The 16,832-nt window shown below is 73.5% G+C and carries 16 protein-coding genes; 5 read left to right on the top strand and 11 right to left on the bottom strand.

The annotated features are described in order from the left end of the window. Position 1: 1 nt before the first annotated feature. The 4 genes from E0504_RS26320 to E0504_RS26305 all read right to left on the bottom strand — a co-directional run bounded on the left by E0504_RS26320 (position 2) and on the right by E0504_RS26305 (position 4,168). On the bottom strand, positions 2-1,270 hold the full coding sequence (locus tag E0504_RS26320; protein ID WP_071060155.1) for an acyl-CoA dehydrogenase family protein: 1,269 nt from the start codon (positions 1,268-1,270) through the stop codon (positions 2-4). Next, positions 1,267-2,406 (bottom strand): acyl-CoA dehydrogenase family protein, encoded by a 1,140-nt coding sequence (locus tag E0504_RS26315; RefSeq protein ID WP_071060154.1) that lies wholly within the window; start codon positions 2,404-2,406, stop codon positions 1,267-1,269. The genes E0504_RS26320 and E0504_RS26315 overlap by 4 nt, the downstream gene beginning before the upstream one ends. 245 nt (positions 2,407-2,651) lie before the next feature. Beyond that, positions 2,652-3,050: a PPOX class F420-dependent oxidoreductase gene (locus E0504_RS26310; RefSeq protein WP_071060153.1), complete on the bottom strand. Its 399-nt coding sequence runs from the start codon at positions 3,048-3,050 to the stop codon at positions 2,652-2,654. A gap of 218 nt (positions 3,051-3,268) precedes the next feature. Then, complete coding sequence (locus E0504_RS26305) at positions 3,269-4,168, bottom strand: hypothetical protein (RefSeq protein ID WP_112104629.1); 900 nt, start codon at positions 4,166-4,168, stop codon at positions 3,269-3,271. A gap of 387 nt (positions 4,169-4,555) precedes the next feature. On the opposite strand from E0504_RS26305, the gene E0504_RS26300 reads away from it, so the two are divergent. The 3 genes from E0504_RS26300 to E0504_RS26290 are packed head-to-tail and all read left to right on the top strand — an operon-like array spanning position 4,556 to position 6,973. After that, complete coding sequence (locus tag E0504_RS26300) at positions 4,556-5,476, top strand: enoyl-CoA hydratase (protein ID WP_112106008.1); 921 nt, start codon at positions 4,556-4,558, stop codon at positions 5,474-5,476. 8 nt (positions 5,477-5,484) lie between these two features. Continuing rightward, positions 5,485-6,246 (top strand): alpha/beta fold hydrolase, encoded by a 762-nt coding sequence (locus E0504_RS26295; protein WP_235013905.1) that lies wholly within the window; start codon positions 5,485-5,487, stop codon positions 6,244-6,246. Then, entirely contained in the window at positions 6,239-6,973 is a 735-nt protein-coding gene (locus tag E0504_RS26290) for a methyltransferase domain-containing protein (RefSeq protein WP_112106006.1), read from the top strand. Before E0504_RS26295 ends, E0504_RS26290 begins: the two co-directional genes overlap by 8 nt. Here E0504_RS26290 and E0504_RS26285 read toward each other — a convergent pair. Further along, on the bottom strand, positions 6,951-7,337 hold the full coding sequence (locus E0504_RS26285; protein ID WP_368672066.1) for a LysR substrate-binding domain-containing protein: 387 nt from the start codon (positions 7,335-7,337) through the stop codon (positions 6,951-6,953). The two genes, E0504_RS26290 and E0504_RS26285, sit on opposite strands and share 23 nt — an antisense overlap. 56 nt (positions 7,338-7,393) lie before the next feature. Next, the gene (locus E0504_RS26280) at positions 7,394-8,599 is read right to left on the bottom strand and encodes an RNA-guided endonuclease TnpB family protein (protein ID WP_112106011.1); all 1,206 of its coding nucleotides are present in this window, start codon (positions 8,597-8,599) and stop codon (positions 7,394-7,396) included. Between the two features lie 204 nt (positions 8,600-8,803). On the opposite strand from E0504_RS26280, the gene E0504_RS26275 reads away from it, so the two are divergent. Further along, complete coding sequence (locus tag E0504_RS26275; RefSeq protein WP_112106010.1) at positions 8,804-9,142, top strand: nuclear transport factor 2 family protein; 339 nt, start codon at positions 8,804-8,806, stop codon at positions 9,140-9,142. A gap of 77 nt (positions 9,143-9,219) precedes the next feature. On the opposite strand, the gene E0504_RS26270 is transcribed toward E0504_RS26275, so the two are convergent. From E0504_RS26270 to E0504_RS26250, 5 genes are all read right to left on the bottom strand, one after another. Next, positions 9,220-10,440, bottom strand: coding sequence for a low temperature requirement protein A (locus E0504_RS26270; protein ID WP_112106009.1), 1,221 nt, complete (start codon positions 10,438-10,440; stop codon positions 9,220-9,222). Between the two features lie 181 nt (positions 10,441-10,621). After that, the gene (locus E0504_RS26265) at positions 10,622-12,076 is read right to left on the bottom strand and encodes a cell wall metabolism sensor histidine kinase WalK (RefSeq protein ID WP_131626024.1); all 1,455 of its coding nucleotides are present in this window, start codon (positions 12,074-12,076) and stop codon (positions 10,622-10,624) included. Continuing rightward, positions 12,069-12,830 (bottom strand): response regulator transcription factor, encoded by a 762-nt coding sequence (locus E0504_RS26260; protein ID WP_071060276.1) that lies wholly within the window; start codon positions 12,828-12,830, stop codon positions 12,069-12,071. The genes E0504_RS26265 and E0504_RS26260 overlap by 8 nt, the downstream gene beginning before the upstream one ends. Positions 12,831-12,949: 119 nt before the next feature. Continuing rightward, complete coding sequence (locus E0504_RS26255; protein WP_131626023.1) at positions 12,950-14,287, bottom strand: DUF1501 domain-containing protein; 1,338 nt, start codon at positions 14,285-14,287, stop codon at positions 12,950-12,952. Between the two features lie 97 nt (positions 14,288-14,384). Continuing rightward, positions 14,385-15,740 carry a DUF1800 family protein gene (locus E0504_RS26250; RefSeq protein ID WP_243657625.1) on the bottom strand — a complete coding sequence of 452 codons (1,356 nt, stop codon included), beginning with the start codon at positions 15,738-15,740 and terminating at the stop codon, positions 14,385-14,387. A 111-nt stretch (positions 15,741-15,851) separates the two neighbouring features. Between E0504_RS26250 and E0504_RS26245 the strand changes: the two genes are divergently transcribed. Then, on the top strand, positions 15,852-16,613 hold the full coding sequence (locus E0504_RS26245) for an SDR family NAD(P)-dependent oxidoreductase (protein WP_112106002.1): 762 nt from the start codon (positions 15,852-15,854) through the stop codon (positions 16,611-16,613). The last annotated feature ends 219 nt before the right edge of the window (positions 16,614-16,832 follow it).

Here is a 16,832-nt window from a genome sequence, read left to right as displayed (position 1 = left end):
GTCAGCCCCGGTTCGAGGCGCCCCGCGGGACGTCCCGGAAGGCCACCCCGCGGTCCTTCGCCGGCTCGCGGGGCATGCCGAGCACCCGCTCGCTGACAACGTTGCGGGCCATCTCGGTGGTGCCGCCGCCGATGCAGCTCACCTGCCGCAGCAGGAAGTCGTTGCCGCACTCGGCGGTGGCGCCGTCGTCGTCCGTCCAGGCCGCGCTCGCCCCGCCGGCCAGGTTGAACGACAGGGTCGTGGTCCGCGCGGCCGTCACACCGGTGAACAGCCGTCCGATGGCCGCCGACTGGTCGGGCATCCGGCCGGACCGCAGGCCACGGGACAGCCGGCCCTGCAGCGCGTGCGTGACGAGGTCGAGCATGCGGCCCTCACCGATGAGGTCACGGGCCAGCGGGTCCTCGAGCCGGCCGGCGTCGCGCGCGATCTCCACCAGGTGGGTGGCGCGGATCGTGCCGCGCGCCCCGTCGGCGGGAATGGTGACCAGCGGCGAGTTGTGCAGCATCCGCTCGTGGAACATCCACCGGGTGCCCACCGTCCAGCCGTCGTCGACCTCGCCGATGCGGTCGGTGTCCGGGACCCGGACGTCGGTGAGGAACTCCTGGCAGAACTCCTTGTTGCCGTTCAGCATCTCGATGCGGTGCACCTCGATACCCGGCTGGTGAATCGGCAGGATGAACACGGTCAGCCCACGGTGCTTCGGGACGTCCCAGTTCGTCCGGGCCAGGACGAGGCCCCAGTCCGACCACCAGGCGCCGGTCGTCCAGATCTTGGACCCGTTCAGGATCCAGTCGTCACCGTCGCGGACGGCACTGGTCAGCGCGGCGGCGACGTCCGAACCGGCGCTCGGCTCGGACAGGAACTGCATCCACAGCTCCTCGCCCTTCAGAATCGCCGGGATGTGCTGGCGCTTCTGCTCCTCGGTGCCGAAGTCGAGCAGCACCGCGGCACACGGCGAGAATGTCGGGGCCTGGATGTCGGCGGGATACTCGTAGCCCGAGATCTCCTCGCTGAAGGCCTTCTGGTGGTCCGCGGTGAGCCCCTGGCCGCCGTATTCGCGGGGAAAGGCGATCCCGGCGAAACCCGCGTCGTAGAACATCCGCTGGATCTCGCGCTGGCGCGCGACCGCGGCGAGCTCCGCCTCGTCGCTTTCACCCGCGCGCATCACGCCGATCCCGCTGCCCGCCGGGAGCGGCGCCAGGTTGCCCCGGATCCAGTCCCGCGCCCGCTGGCGGAAGGTCTCGACGTCCTCGATGTCGCCCGTGCTCATGCCCGCTCCTTGAGATGTTCGACCACGCCGGCGATCCGCTGCCGGTGCTCGGCGGGGGTGCCGTACAGCGCGCGGTCGAGGACGACCCGGCGCAGGAAGAGATGCAGGTCGTGCTCGAAGGTCACGCCGATCCCGCCGTGGATCTGGACGCAGTCCTGGAGCAGCTCGGTTCCGTACTCACCGATGAACGCCTTCGCGGCGCTGACCAGCTCGGGGGCGTCCGGCGACTCCGCGTCGACGGCGCTCGCCGCCGTGTCGCTGATGGCGTGCGCCGCCTCCAGCCACGACTTCATGTCCGCGAACCGGTGCTTGAGCTCCTGGTAGGAGGCCAGCGGCCGGCCGAACGAGTAGCGCTCGAACGCCCACTGCACCGTCATGTCGAACGCGGCCTGCATCGAGCCGACGCTCTCCGCGCAGAGGATCACCAGGGCCAGCTGGAGCTGACGCTCCACCTGCTCCGCGGCCCCGCCGAGCTCACCGACCAGGGCGCTCGCCGGCACCCGCACCCCGTCGAACCGGACGGTCGCGAACCGGCGGGTCAGGTCGACGGTGCGCAGCGGCTCCACCGTCAGGCCCGGCGTGTCGGTCGGGACGAGCACCTGGGTGAGACCCGCCTCGCTGCGCCCCGTGACCAGCAGGAACTGGGCCACGCCCGCCGACTCGACCGGGCGCTTGACCCCGTCGAGGACGATCTCGTCGCCCTCTACCCGGCAGGTCAGCTCCACCGTGCCGAGACGATCGTTCGGCGCGGGCTCGCCGTAGCACCACGAGGCGATCGCCGTGCCTTCCAGCAGCCCCGCCAGGACGGCCTCGTGCGCCGCGCCGCCGACGGCGCTCAGCGCCGCCGCGACGACGTTCGTCGGCACCAGCGGTCCGGGCGCCGCCCGGAGCCCGAACTCGTGCGCGGCCACGGTCAGGTCGACCAGGCCCGCCCCACTGATAGAGCCGCCGCCATTCTCCTCGGACACCAGCAGGGACGTCCAGCCGAGCTCGGCGCCGGCACGCCAGTAGTCCGCCTCGAACCCCGAGGCGTCGTTCCGCAGCCGCCGGATCGTCTCTGTGGGCACCCGGTCGGTCAGATACCGAGCCGTCGCCTCCCGCAGGACTTCCTGATCGGGATCCAACTCCAGCAGCACAGTCTGTTACCTCCACGACGCTTGAGGCCCTCGCGCGCCACGTGGCACCGCAAGAGGTCAGACTGAAAACGTATAGCGATTTTTGACAGAACTTCAACAGTTACCCCGTTACCGCCGCGAACCCCCGATCCAGCCCACCATGTGGTGACGGAGACCGGCTTGTCCGGCTGCGTCTGGGCCGGAATGCGACGGCCGGTGGCTGGGCGGTCGCCGGACGAGGCCGGCGACCGCGGGCGGCGCGGCGGTCAGGAACCGGCGTTGTAGACGACCTTGCTCGGCGTGATCCGGACGATGATCCGCTGCTCGCCGGGCTTGCGGAACGGGTAGCTGTCGACCCCGAGGTACTTCTTGGCCAGCCGGTCGATGTGGGCGTCGGCGCCCTCGGTGTCGAGCGTGGCCGTCCCCGTCACGCTCACCAGGTGGTAGCGGTCTTCCGGGTCCAGCACGCCCACGGACACCCGCGGGTCCTTGCGCAGGTGCTTCTCCTTGACCCGGCCGACCGCGGTGTTGAACAGGACATCGTCGCCGTCGACGTCGACCCAGACCACCGTGCTGTGCGGCGAGCCGTCCGCGGTCAACGTGGTCACCCACCCGTGGAAGGGCTTGTCCAGCAGTTCCTTCGCCCCGTCATCGAGCTTGCCCATGTCCTACCTCCGTCGTCGCGAGGCCGTCGATACGGCGGCATCGACCACCGCACGCGACGCACCTCTCCTGGACGACGCCACCCGTCGTGAACGTCGCCACCCGCACGCTCAGCGGCGCCGGACCATCGTGATATTCCCGCACCCGCGCCACCCACCCGACGCCCGCCGGTCCGGGACGGCCGCGCCCGGCCACCGCCCCCCTTGCGCTCTCGGTGCGCTCACCCGGCGGTGTCCCCGCGGACGTCACCGGTGACGTCCGTGGTTCTCGCGGTGACCTCCTCGGTCCCGTCCTCGGTGATGTCGAAGTCGTACTCGAGCGGCACGATCAGCCGGTAGGGCAGGAAGGCCAGCTCCTCGTAGGCCCCGCGGTGCGCGGGGAACCGGCCGACGGCGCGCCAGTACCGCTTGGCCTCCTCGATCCGCCCCATCACCAGCTCGGGCGGGTCCTCGCAGAGCAGCATGTGCAGCACGAGATCCGACCCCGGTGCCGCGTCGACAGCCTCGCCCCCGCCGGCCTCGTCTCCGCTGGTCTCGCTCCCACCGGCCTCGCCCCCGCCGATCTCGTCCGCCCACTTCAGCCGGACGGCGCCGAGGAGGCCGGGCACGGCCGCCAGGTCGGGCAGGTGCACCCGCTCCCACCAGTCCACCGCCTCGCCCAGCCGGGCCGCCGACGGCGCCCGCCCGAGCGCCACGATCACCCCTCGGTGCGCGAGATACGGGACGGCGACGGGGCGCACCAGGCACCCCGGGCGGCTCCAGGCCGCGGCGACCCGCCACCGCGAGCTGTGACGAGGCCGCCCGATCCGCCAGAAGCGCCCGCCTTTGAGGAGCGTCCGATCCAGGGCGAGCCAGCCCTCGCGGGCCTGCTCGCTGGTCATCTCCAGCGGACCGCCGAACCAGTAGGTGGTCAGGTACGGCGGATACCCGCCGAGCAGGTCGGACCGGACGACCCCCGGTGCTTCCCGCAGGTCGCGGGGCGCGACGTAGCGACGTCCCAGGAGCACGTCGGGCTTGGCCAGGTGCTCGGGCATGTGGTCGAGGTCGTACCACCGGTTGTACTCGACCGTGCACTCAGCCGGGATCTCCAGCAACGCCAGCATCATCCCGTCGATCTCCACAGCCAACCGACCCCCTCGCGTCCAACGGGACACCATCAAACCGGGCTCCAGCCCCCAGAGCACCTCACCCACCCGAACCCGGCCATCCAGCGACTTCCGCAACCGCGGCTACCAGGGACCGGGCCGACTCCGGGAGGACCGGACCAGGGCTGGGAGCTGGGGCCAAGGACTGAGCCGGGGGCTGCGGTTCGGGGCTGCGAGTGGGGTGAGAAGTGGCGCAGGGGTGGCGGGAAGCATGGGGTGGGGGCGAGGCTAAGGGTGAGCGTTGACCTTTTCCGACTCCCGTGGATGAATATTGATGTCGACGTCGATGTCGGACAGCTTCCCCCGGGCTCCCGTCGACCGCGGTCCCGCTCCCGTCCGCCCAGCACCGGCGAAGGAGACCCGATGCATCCCGACAACGCGACCGACAGCCCGACCCTGAGCCCGACCAGCAACGCGAGCGACAGCCCGACCACAAACCCGACCGGCAGCGCGACGCGGCCAGAGCAGGTCGGCTACGAGGCCGAGCACGTCGACTACGAGGTTGTTGACGAGCACATCGCCGTCATCACCCTTAACCGGCCGCAGGCCGCCAACGCGCAGAACCCCAAGGTCCTGCGCGAGCTCGACGAAGCCTGGCAGGCCGCCGACGCCGATGCCGAGGTCCGGGTCATCATCCTGAGATCGACCGGGAAGCACTTCTCGGCCGGCCACGACATGTCCGGCACCGAGAGCGACGTCCCGCGTCCGGCCTGGACGCCCGACAGCGGCTACGACTGGGAGACCCGGCACTACCTGCACTATGCGAAGACCTGGCGCGACATTCCGAAGCCGTCGATCGCCGCCGTCCAGGGCAAGTGCATCGCCGGTGGGCTCATGCTCTGCTGGCCCTGCGATCTCATCGTCGCCGCCGACAACGCCGAGTTCTCCGACCCCGTCCTGCACATGGGCATCGGCGGCGTGGAGTACCACGGTCACACCTGGGAGCTCGGGGCTCGCAAGGCCAAGGAACTGCTGTTCACCGGCGGTCCCGTCACGGCCGCCGAGGCGCTCGGGCTCGGCATGGTCAACAGGGTCGTCCCGCTCGACGACCTGTACCCGGCCACCCTGGAGCTTGCCCGCCGCATCGCCCGCCAGGACCCGTTCGCGCTGCGCATGGCCAAGCGCGCCGTCAACCACACCCTGGACGTCCAGGGTTTCAGCACCGCCGTCGACTCGGTGTTCGACATGCACCACCTCGCCCACGCCCGCGCCGCGCTGCGGAACAACGGGACTCCCTCCCTCGCCGGGCTGACGTCCATGAAGAACCGCGGCAGGTCCTCGTGACGGCGGCCGTGACCGAGCCTCGTGGCGCCGGGGCGTCCGTCTTCGTCAGCAACGGCGGGGTCCGGTTACACGCGCTCGACAACGGGCTGCCCGGCGCCGCCGCGCCGCCGGTCGTGGTGGTGCCGGGCATGGGCGAGTCCGCGGCCGAGTACGGCTGGCTGCTCGACCAGCTCGGTGAGCGGCGGGCTGTCGTCGTCGACCTGCGCGGGCGGGGTGGCAGCGACGCGCCGGCCAGCGGGTACGCGTGGGAGGACCACATCAGCGACCTGGGCGCGGTCATCAGCGCGCTCGAGGTGGAACGGCCGGTTCTCGTCGCGTTCTCCCGCGGGTCGTCCTACGCGCTCGGGTATGCGCTCGAGCATCCGGAGCAGGTGCGTGGGCTGGTGGTCGGCGACTACGGGGCACGGCACGTGCGCCCGCCCGACGCCGTCGTCGAGCGGCAGCTGCGGGCGGAGATCCGCGGCGTGCCGATGATCGACCGGATGGCGGAACACGCGGCACGGGCGGTCTTCACCGAGAGCCGGGACGTACCGCTGTGGGACCGGCTTTCCGGGCTGAGCTTTCCCGTCCTGGTGATCAGGGGCGGGCGCCGCAGCACGGTGGTCACCGACCAGGTCGCCGACCAGTGGCGCCAGGCGCTGCCCACGGTCGAGATCGCGACCATCCCCGGCGCCGGCCACGACCTGTGGAGCGGTGATCCGGACGTGTACCTCGCAGCCCTCCTCCCCTTCCTGAACCGGCTCACCGACGTCGGCCGGGACGGTGCATGAGCGCATAGCGGACCTCGCCGACCCCGGGCCGGCGGACACGCTGGTCGACCTGGGCGCCGGCCACGGCGACACCCTCGCCGCGATCACCCGCCGGTCCCCCTCGGCGCGGCTGATCGGGCTCGACCTGAACCCCGAGCCGCTGCGCCGCCTCACCGCCGCGCTGCCCGGGGCAGGCGCCGTCCAGCATGATCTGAGCGGGGCCCTGCCGTTCGCCAACGCCCGCGTCGACGTCGTGATCTCCAACAACACGCTCGAGTGCCTCACCGATCCGGCGGCGCTGCTGGAGGAGATCGCCCGCGTCCTGCGGCCGGGTGGGCGGGCGGTACTCGGCCACACCGACTTCGAGACGATCGCCGTCGCGATCGCGGACCGCGGCCTGGCCCGCCGGGTGCTGCTCACCTACGCGGAGCTGCCGGTCCCCTACGAGTACATGGCGGCCACCGACCCGCAGCTGGGACGTCGCCTCGCGGGCCTGGTGCGGCGCAGCCCGCTGGCGCTCGAGTCCGTCGAGGCGCACACGACCGTCTCGCCGACGCTCGCGGAGGCCATGCCGCTCCGGCTGGGCGAGATCCACGACGCCGTCCACCGCTGCGCGGACCGCGGTTTGGGCCACGTGAGCCTGGACGAGCTCGCGGAGTGGAGCCGCCAGCTCCGGGCGGCCCAGGACGACGGCGACTTCCTGTTCAGCGAGACCGCGTACATCGTCACCGCCCGCCGGGCCGGGTGACCTTGTTCCGTCGTGCCGGGGCTGGACCGCCGTTCGGGGAACCGTCCGGATCGGGGACGGCGAAGGCCCGGCGGGCGTGGGCGAGCAGTTCGCGGACGGCGGGGCTGGCCGGGACGCCAGACAAAGGTGAGCAGCGCTGGCGACTCAGGCCGTTCACGGGCAGCGCGATAAGCCGGTCACCGTACGCCGCCGCCATCGACATGCTGAGGACGGCCACGCCCAGGCCGCGGCTGGCGAGGTCGGCGATGGCGTCCGGCGCGCTGGCCTGCAACGCGATCCTGGGATGAAGGTCGCGGGCCTGGCAGGCCCGGTCGAGCACGGTGCGCAGGCCGGTGCCGGGCGGCATGCACACGACCGGGTGCAGGCACAGGTCACGCAGGTTGACGTCCTCCCCCGCGTGAGCGCGGGGGATTCCAACTCCTACACACCCACTGGAAGGGGTGCGCAGTGTTGAGGTTCGCGGTTCGCGGGCACGGCCAACGCCGCGCCTCCCCGCGCAGTCACGGCCCGTCCGGCCGCGATGTTCCCAACCGCGATATTCATCGCCGCGTTCACGTCGGCGTTGGCCGTGTGCCCGCAGACGACGCACCAGAACACCGCTTGGCTCTCGCGGTTCCCGGGCGCCACCTGCCCGCAGGCAGAACAACGCTGACTCGTGTACGCGGCAGGGACCTTCTCGACCCGGCCAAGGGCCTTCTCCTCCAACCGGCGGACGAGCAGACCCCAACCGTTGGCCAGAATGCCCCGGTTCAACCCGGCTTTCTGCCGCACGTTCCTCCCCGGGGCCTCGACGGTGCCCCGGGCCGAGCGGGTCATCTGCCCGATCCTCAGGTCCTCGACGCGGATCACGTCGAACCGGCGGGCGAGGTCGGTGCTGGTCTTCTCGACCCAGTCCTTGCGCCGGTCAACCTCCCGGGCACGCAGCCGTGCGATCTGCACCTTGAGACGCCCGCGCCGGTGCGACCCACGCCTGGCCCTCGACAATCGGCGTTGCAGCCGGACCAGCCGCGCCTGCTCCCCGGCTCGCAGACCGGGACAGGACAGGAGCTCCCCGGTCGACAGCGCCGCCGACACGACCACCCCACGGTCCACCCCGACAACCCCGCCCGTACCCGGAGCGGGAATCGGGTCCGGGGCCACGGCGAACGCCACATGCCAACGACCCGCACGATCCCGCGTCACCCGATACGACTTCGCGCCCGGCGCAGCACGGGACCAGCGGAACCTCACCCAGCCCGCCTTCGGGACACGCACCCGCGCCCAACGGCGGTTCACCCGCCGGACGTCTTCTGGTCTCACCGCCACAATCCGGAACCCCTCGTTATGGCCACGCCTACGGAAAGTGGGCCTGCGATGCGAACCACGGAAGAAGTTCGCCATCGCCGTCGCGAAGTCACGCAAAGCCTGCTGCTGCACGATGACACTGCCCGCCGCAAGCCAGTCGAACTCGCGTCTAGCTTCGGTCAACTGCCGGTTCTGCTCCGCATAGCCGGGTGCCGGGCCGCGCCACGGCCGGTACCACGACTGCTGTTCACACGCGAGGTTCCACACGAACCGGGCATGCCCACAGTGCACCAGCAGCGCCTGTTCCTGCGCCGCGTCGGGATACAACCGGAACCTGGACACGGCCACACCCTAACATCACCGCACAACGACGAAGAATCCGAACAGCACTATCTCGGGGGACCCGCTCACCCACCTCGCCGAAATCACGAAAGAAGACATCTACTTTCTCAACAGCGAGATCATTCATCTGTTGCATTGCACTTTTCGACGGCGGTTCGCCTCGCGGCGGATCGCCTGCCCCTGCCCCGCTCCGCGGGAGACCGGATTCCTCCCGGCCTGAAGGCCGGGGCATCCTCCGGGAGCTCTGGTGACGCCACCGGCGTCGCCGCGCTCTACGAGGAGAACGCGGTGCTGGCCTACCCGCCCGGCGGACGGACGGTGGGCCGGGAGGCCATCCGGGAGCTGTGGGCGACAGTGCTGGCCGGCGGCCCCCGCTTCGAGCCGGAGCAGCCGTTGCCGACCCTGGTCAGCGGCGACATCGCGCTGACGTCGACGCCCCCGAAGGACGGGGCCGGCGCCAGGGCACAGGTCGTCCGCCGCCAGCCGGACGGCAGCTGGCTGCGGCTGATCGACCAGCCCGAGTTCGCCCCGCCGGCACGCTGAGCGCGTAGGCCCACGCCCACGGGCGGTCAGGCGTCCACGGTGGTCATCCGGACACGGTGGTCATCCGGACACGGTGGTCATCCGGACACGGTGGACGTCCGGGCGCGGCGGTCGTCCACGATGACCTGGAGGGCGATGGCGGCCCAGATCGGCAGGTTCAGGAGGACGACGGCCCAGGGCAGGGCGAGGCCGGCGGCGGCCGTCCAGGCGATCACGGCCAGCGCGCCGCAGGCGGCCACGACGACGCCGAGGTAGGTGACCGGCGCGGCCTCCAGCGGCGCGTGCAGGGCCCAGAGCAGCAACAGGAACGCGATCAGGGGCAGCGCGACGGCGAAACCGGCGACGCCGTCCGAGGCGTGGATGTCGTGGACGAGTGTCTCCGCCGTGACCTCGAGGCCCGCGCCGAGCGCGGCGAGCGCGGCGAAGATCCCGTAGTGCCCGTAGCCCCAGTAGAACGACATCCCGCGGTGGGTGGCCAGGCCCCGGCCGGCGGGCGCGGCGAAGTACAGCCACCAGCAGCCGAACAGGGCGGCGAGCCCGCCGCCCCCGAGCAGGACGGCGTCGGTGGTGACGCCGGCCTCGACCGCCGGGGTGAGCGCGCGGGACGCCGCGAGCACGCTCTCACCGAGCACGATGATGGTGAACAGGCCGTACCGCTCGGCGATGTGATGCGGGTGCCAGGTGGTCCCCGTGTGCCGCTCGGCCCACAGCGGGACGGCCAGCTCCAGCACGACGAGCACGAAGAAGCCGACGAACCCCGCGGTCTCGGGCAGCGCCAGCCGGGCCAGCCAGCCGGCCTGGATCACGACGGTGCCGGCGGCGTAGCGGTAGGCGGTCGCCCGACTCGCCGGGTCGCTGTGCCCGGCGCGCAGCCACTGCGTCACCATCGCCGCCCGCATGATGACGTAGCCGGCCGTCACCGCGGTGAAGTCGGAGTCCTCGAACGCGGCGGGCACGCCCGCGGCGAGCACGAGCACGCCGCCCATCTGCAGCAACGTCAGCAGCCGGTACGGGACGTCGTCGCAGTCGTAGGCGGAGGCGAACCAGGTGAAGTTCATCCACGCCCACCAGATGGCGAAGAAGACCATCAGGAAGCTGACGAGGCCGTCCCCGACGTGGTCGTCGGCGACGGCGTGCGCCAGCTCGACCGCGGCGGCCGCGACGGCGACCACGAAGGTCAGGTCGAACAGCAGCTCCAGCGGGGTCGACGCCCGGTGGCTCTCGTCGGCGGAGCGGGCCCCCATCGGCACCCGCCATCGGCGCCCGACGGGGGCGGTCAGCTCGGACGTCTCCGGCACGGTCGGCCCCTTCGTGATCGTTCGCGGATGGCCATCGGCGAGCATGACCGTTCAGGTGGGAGCGCCGGAGATCACCCGGATCGCCGCCGCGCGCCTGGCGACATTCTGCGTGCATCAAGCACCAGCCGCCCAGGTCAGAGAGCCACCATTCCCCCGCGCGAGGTCAGCTCCCCGCGCAGGGTCAGCCGGGCGGCAGCCGGATACCGAAGACGGCGCCGCCTTCGGGGGCGTGCCCGGCGAACGGCTCACCGCCGAGGCGGCGGGCCAGCCCGGCGACGAGCGCCAGCCCGACGCCGGTCGAGACGGGCCGGCGGCCCCGGTAGCGCTCGAACAGCGCCGAGCGGTCGAAGGCCACGGCGAGGTCGTCGGCGGTGAGGCCGGGACCGCCGTCCCGCACCTCGAACACCGCCTCCGGGGGGACCATCACCCCCTGAGGGACCACTGCCCCCTGGGGACCGCCGCCCAGCGCCATCACGATCGGCGCGCCGGCCGGGACCACCCGCAGCGCGTTCTCGGCCAGTCCGTCGACGATCTGCCGGAAGCGGACCGGGTCGGTGACCACCGGCACCGGCCCGTCCGGCAGCTCGACCCGCAGCTCGACGCCGGCCGCCGTGCACCGCGGCCGCCAGACCTCCACCGCCTCGGCCACCAGAGCGCCCAGGTCCACGGGCGCGAGGTCGACCCGGAAGTCGTCCGCGCCGAGCCGGGCGAGGTCGAGCAGGTCGGTGACGAGCCGGTCGAGACGGCGGGCCTCCCCGAGGATGATCCGACCGGTGCCGGCGGTGTCGGCCGGCTCGGTCACGCCGTCCGCGAGCGCCTCGGCGAAACCCTGGACGGCCGTCAGCGGGGTGCGCAGCTCGTGCGAGACGGACAGCAGGAACCTGCGCTGCCGGTCCTCGCTGACGGCGAGAGCCGCGGCGAGGCCGTCGAGGGCGGCGCCGACGTCCGCCACCTCGGCCGGGCCGCGCGGACCGCCGGTGCCGACCCGGATGTCGCGCCGGCCCGCGGCGAGCTGGTGGGCGGCGTCGGCGAGGCGCCGCAGCGGGCGGGCGAGCCGGCGCGCCAGGACGGCGCCGGCAACGGTCGCGGCGGCCAGGCCGCACACCAGCGCGATCCCGAGCCGCCGCAGGACGGCGCCGGCGAGCTCACGACTCTCGGACGCCGGTTGCACGAGCGCGATCGCGCCGCCGTGGGCGAGCGGCCGGCCGACGACGATCACCCGCCGGCCGCCGACGGTGTGGGCCGTACCGACCTCCGCACCGGCGGCGACCCGGGCGAGGACGTCGGCCGGGAGCTCGAGGCCCCTGCCGCCACCGGGCCCCTGGCGCGCGGTCGGACGGCCGTCCGGGGCGACCCGGACGAAGGTCACCCGCTGGGCGGCGATCGTCCTGGTCACCCCGGCGCGCAGGTCGGCGGTCGCGTTGGGACGGTCGTAGAGCGCGACGACGACGTCCGCCTGCCGGCCGAGCGCGCGGCGGGCCTCGTCGTCCGCGGCTCCGCCGACGAGACCGGCGAAGATCGTGCCGGTGAGCAGGACCGCGAGCGCGGCGACGGCGGTCGTCGCCAGGGCGATCCGCACCGCCAGCCCGGCGGGCCGCCGATTCCGCGGGTTCGGGCGGCTCCCGGGGTCAGGCATCGGCGGTGTACCCGACGCCGCGGACGGTGCGGATCGGGCTGGCCGGGCCGAGTTTCGCCCGGACCTGGGCCACGTGCACGTCGACGGTCCGGGTGCCGGCGCTCGCCTGGTAGCCCCACACGTCGGCGAGCAGGCGGTCCCGGGTGTGGACCAGGCCGGGACGGCGCAGCAGGGCCGCGAGCAGGTCGAACTCGGTGGTCGTGAGGGTCACCTCGCGGTCGCCGGCGAGCACCCGCCGCCGCCCGACGTCAAGCACGACGGCCCCGGCGCGCAGCACCGGGCCGCCAGGACCGGCGTCAGGACCGGCACCGGCACCAGGACCGGCAGGCGCACCGGCGGCGTCGGTCGACCGTGCGAGCGCGGCAGGCCCGCTGGTGCGCCGCAGGACGGCGCGCAGCCGCGCGACCAGCTCGCGGGGCGAGAACGGCTTCGTGACGTAGTCGTCGGCGCCCAGTTCCAGGCCGACGACGCGGTCGACCTCGTCGTCGCGGGCCGTCACCAGCAGCACCGGCACCCAGTCACCGTCGGCGCGCAGGGCCCGCAGCAGCTCACGGCCGTCCAGGCCGGGCAGGCGGACGTCCAGGATGACCGCGACCGGGGTGAGGGCACGCGCCGCCGCCAGGCCGGCCGGACCGTCGGCGCGGACCTCGACGGCGAACCCCTCCCGGACGAGGTACATGCGGATCAACTCGGCGATGTGCGCCTCGTCCTCGACGACTAGGACAAGCTCGGGAGCGTGGGCGTCCGCGTCCATCTGCGTGTGGGTGTCCACCTCAGTGAGTGTGCTGGTCACAGGAACCGGAGCCGGCCGGCCGGCCGGGGCGGAATCGCGGAGCCGGGCCGCTCGCGGGCCAGGCCACGCCTGGGACACGGTCAGAGAAACGCGAGGCGGGGGAAGCTCTCGTCGGACCCGAGCACGGTGCCCGCCTCCGTTCCCAGGACGCGCTCCAGCAGCGTCGCGTACACCGAGCGGAAGTCCGTGGTGACCCGCAGGTCGCCGTCGTCGAGATCGGTGAGGGGGGGCTGGTCGCCGAAGAAGCCGCCGCGCACCGGCCGGCCCAGGAGCAGGACGGGACCGGCGGTGCCGTGGTCGGTGCCGCCGCTGGCGTTCGCGGCGACCCGCCGGCCGAACTCCGAGTAGACCATCGTCGTCACCGCGCTCCCGCGGGGCGTGGCGGCCATGGACCGGTGGAAGCGGGTCAGCGCGGCATCCAGCTGGCCGAGCAGGCGGGTGTGGGTGCCGTCCTCGGCGGCATGGGTGTCGAAGCCGCCCAGGCTCACCGAGTACACCCGGGTGGGCACCCCGGCGGTTATGGCACGGGCGACCACGTCGAGCTGGGCGCCGAGCTCGCCGCCATCGCCACCGCCTGCCCCGGGGTCCCCGCCGTCGAGCTGGCCCTGGGTGCCGGCGTCGCGTTCCGGGACGTCGGCGAGCACCGGGGCGAGCGCACCGGCGACGGTGAACAGGTCCGCGCCGGATGCGGCGGCCCGGGCGGCCAGCGGGCTGTCGGCCGGGTCGGGGCGGTAGAGCGCGTGCAGGTCGGCTTCCAGCCGACCGCTGGGCGCGGCGAAGCCGCCGGTGGGTACCGCCGAGCCCACCGTGTGGTCGCCGACCAGCAGCGGCGGCAGCGTGGGGCCGATCGCCAGCGCCCGCAGCGGATCGGCGCCGCCCGCCTGGCCACCGGCCGAACCGCCCGTCGGGCCGGCCGTCGAACCGCCTGCCGGACCGCCCGTCGCGCCGTCCTTCGCGGCCAGCGCGTCGAGCCAGCGCCCGATCCAGCCGGACGTCGACGCCGTCCGCGGTGACGCCGTCTGCCAGATGGCCATCGACCGGAAGTGGCTGTGATCCGGCTCCGGGTAGCCGACGCCCCGCACGACCGCGAGGCGGCCCTCCTTCCACAGCCCGGCGAGCCCGGGGAGCGCCGGGGCGAGCGCGAGGCCGTCGGCCAGCGGGTGGACGTCCGGCTCGGCAGGCGCGAGGTCGCCGCGTGCCTGCCGGTAGGCCGGGTCCTGGAAGGGGATGACGGTGTTCAGGCCGTCGTTGCCGCCGTAGAGGGTGACGACGACCAGCACGCCGGTGCCCGCGGCCAGCGGGCGGTCGGCGGCGGCGCCGTGCAGGGCGTCCCAGCTGAGCACCCCCGCGCCCGCGGCGAGGGCCCCGGCTCCGGTGACGCCGGAGGCGATGAGGAAGCGGCGGCGGCTGAGCGGCATGGCGTTCTCTTCCTTCGGATCGGCCTCGGATCGGCCTCGGATCGGCCTGGGCCCGGAGGCGTTCCGGGTAACGGACGGGGCGCACGGGCCTGGCGCGTCAGGTGACGAGGTACTCCGGGGCGAGCAGGGCGAGGGTGACGAGCCGGGGCGGGTCGGCGGCCGCGGCGGACAGCGCGGAGCGGGTGCGCGCGCTCCATGCCGGCACGGACAGCAGCCGGGCGACGGCGTCCACCCGTTCCGCGGCCGGGACGTCCGCCACGGCCGAGATGTCGGCCGCGTCCACGACCGCCGCCGCGAAGCGGGTCCGGACCAGGCTCGCCGCGGTCGTCAGCCACGCGCCGCCCGCCGGCCAGCCGCCGACGCTGGGCGGCGCGAACGGGACCTGGCCGAGCCCGCGCAGCACTGTGGCCAGGCGCGCCGGCGCGGCGGCACCGCCCGCCCCGGGCGCCGGGACGGTGATCCGCAGCGCGCGGAGCACGCCCACCACGTAGTCGATCGGCGGCGCCACCAGACGCCCGGCGGTGGCCCGGAAGCCGGGCGCGAGGAGCATCGCCCGCAGCGCCGCGCCGGTGTCGAGCCCCGGCCCGTAGGCGGTGAGCAGCGGAGTGAGCGCCTGGTCGGCGGGTGCCACCGGCGCGGCGTACCGGCTCCACAGCCGGGAGCACACCCAGCGCGGCGAGGCCGGGTCGTGGGCGAGCAGGCTGACGACGTCCTCACCGCCGAGATCACCGGTGTGGCCGAGGATCGTCTTGGTGCCCGAGTCGTGCTGCGCCGCGGCGACGGTGAAGCGGCCGGTGCGGCCGGCCCGCCAGCCGGTGAACGCCCGCGCCGCCTCCCGGACGTCGCGCTCCTCGTAGTTGCCGATGCCGAGGGTGAACAGCTCCATCAGCTCGCGGGCGAAGTTCTCGTTCGGGTGCTCCCTGACGTTGCGGCCGGCGTCCAGCCAGATCAGCATCGCCGGGTCGCGCGCGACGGCGAGGGTGAGCGCGTCGAACGGCCCGCGGCCGGACCGCCGGAAGATCTCGTTCTGGGCGAGCATCAGCGCCGGCGAGCGCACCTTCTGGATGGACGTCGCGAAGTGGCCGTGCCAGAAGAGCGTCAGCTTCTCGGTGACCGGGTCGGCGGTCGAGACCATCCGGCCGAGCCACCAGCCGATCAGCGCCTCGGTGCGCTCACGCAGCCCGCGGGCGTACGCCGCGCGGGCGGCCCGGTCGGACGCGGCCGGTGGCCGGCGGTCGGCCTTGGCGTCGAGGGCGGGCGGGGGTACCGCCCCGGGGTCGGGGCGGTCGTGCGCGTCGAGCAGGCCCCGGGCCGCCGCCTCGTAGCCGGCCCGCTCGGCGGCGTCGAGCTCGTCGGGACGGGCCCCGAAGCCGGCCCGCCGGTACAGGAGCGCGAGCTCGGCCCGCACCCCGGTGGGGCTGTCGGTGGTGACCGCGGCTGCCATGACGACCATGGTGGCGTGCAAAGGTCAGCCGCCGGCGAGCGTCCTGTACGAATCGTGTAAGGATCCGCGCCCGGCCGGCGGACGGTGGCGCCCCGCCGCGGAACTGTGGGAGAAGCGGTTATGGACGGACTACAAGGAAAGATCATTCTGGTGGCGGGCGCGGCCACCGGGCTCGGGGCCGACTCGGCCGGGCGGCTGGCCCGGGAGGGCGCCAAGGTCGTCGTCGGCGACCTGGACCTCGCCGGCGCGGAACGGACGGCGGCGGCCATCCGGGAAGCCGGCGGCGACGCGGTCGCGGCGGGCTTCGACATCTCCGACGACGCCTCCGTCGCGGAGCTGGTCGCCCTCACCGTGCGCACCCACGGCGGCCTGGACGCCGTGCACGTCAACGCCGGTGACATGGGCGCAGTCCAGAAGGACAGCAACGTCGTCGACATCGACCTCGCGATCTGGGACCGCACGGTCGCCGTGAACCTGCGCGGCCACATGCTCGTCAGCCGGCACGCCATCCCGCGGCTGCTGGAGCGGGGCGGCGGCGCGATCGTCTACACGTCGTCCATCGCGTCGTTCACCGGCGAGCCGCAACGGCCCGCCTACGCGGTGACCAAGGCGGGCATCAACGCGCTCGCCCGGCATGTCGCCTCCCGGTGGGGCACCGAGGGGATCCGTGCCAACGCGATCACGCCCGGCCTGATCCTCACCCGCGAGATCCGGGACGGCGCGCCGCCGGACATGCTGTCCGCGATGCTGGCCCGCACCCGCAGCACCCGGCACGGCGAGGCGCGGGACGTCTCGAGCATGGTCGCCTACCTGCTCTCGGACGAGGGATCCTGGATCAACGGGCAGGTCGTGAACGTCGACGGCGGTACGGTCCTGCGCTGAACGCGGCAGGAGACGTGGCAGGCAGCGGCGTCAGGTACTCGGGCACCGGCACCGGCACCGGGCTCGTGAAAATTCGAACAGGCCCGCGACCAGAGGCACGGCCGCGTGCCAGTGTGTTAGCGCCACCTAACAGCAGTCCGCATTGACGCAGCGCGACGTAGTCACCACGTTCGCGACGCGCGGCGTCGTCGGAGCCCGCTCGCGGTCCCGTCCCGCACG

It is taken from the genome of Parafrankia sp. BMG5.11, assembly GCF_004337455.1.
This window is presented reverse-complemented; position numbering and strand designations above follow the sequence as displayed.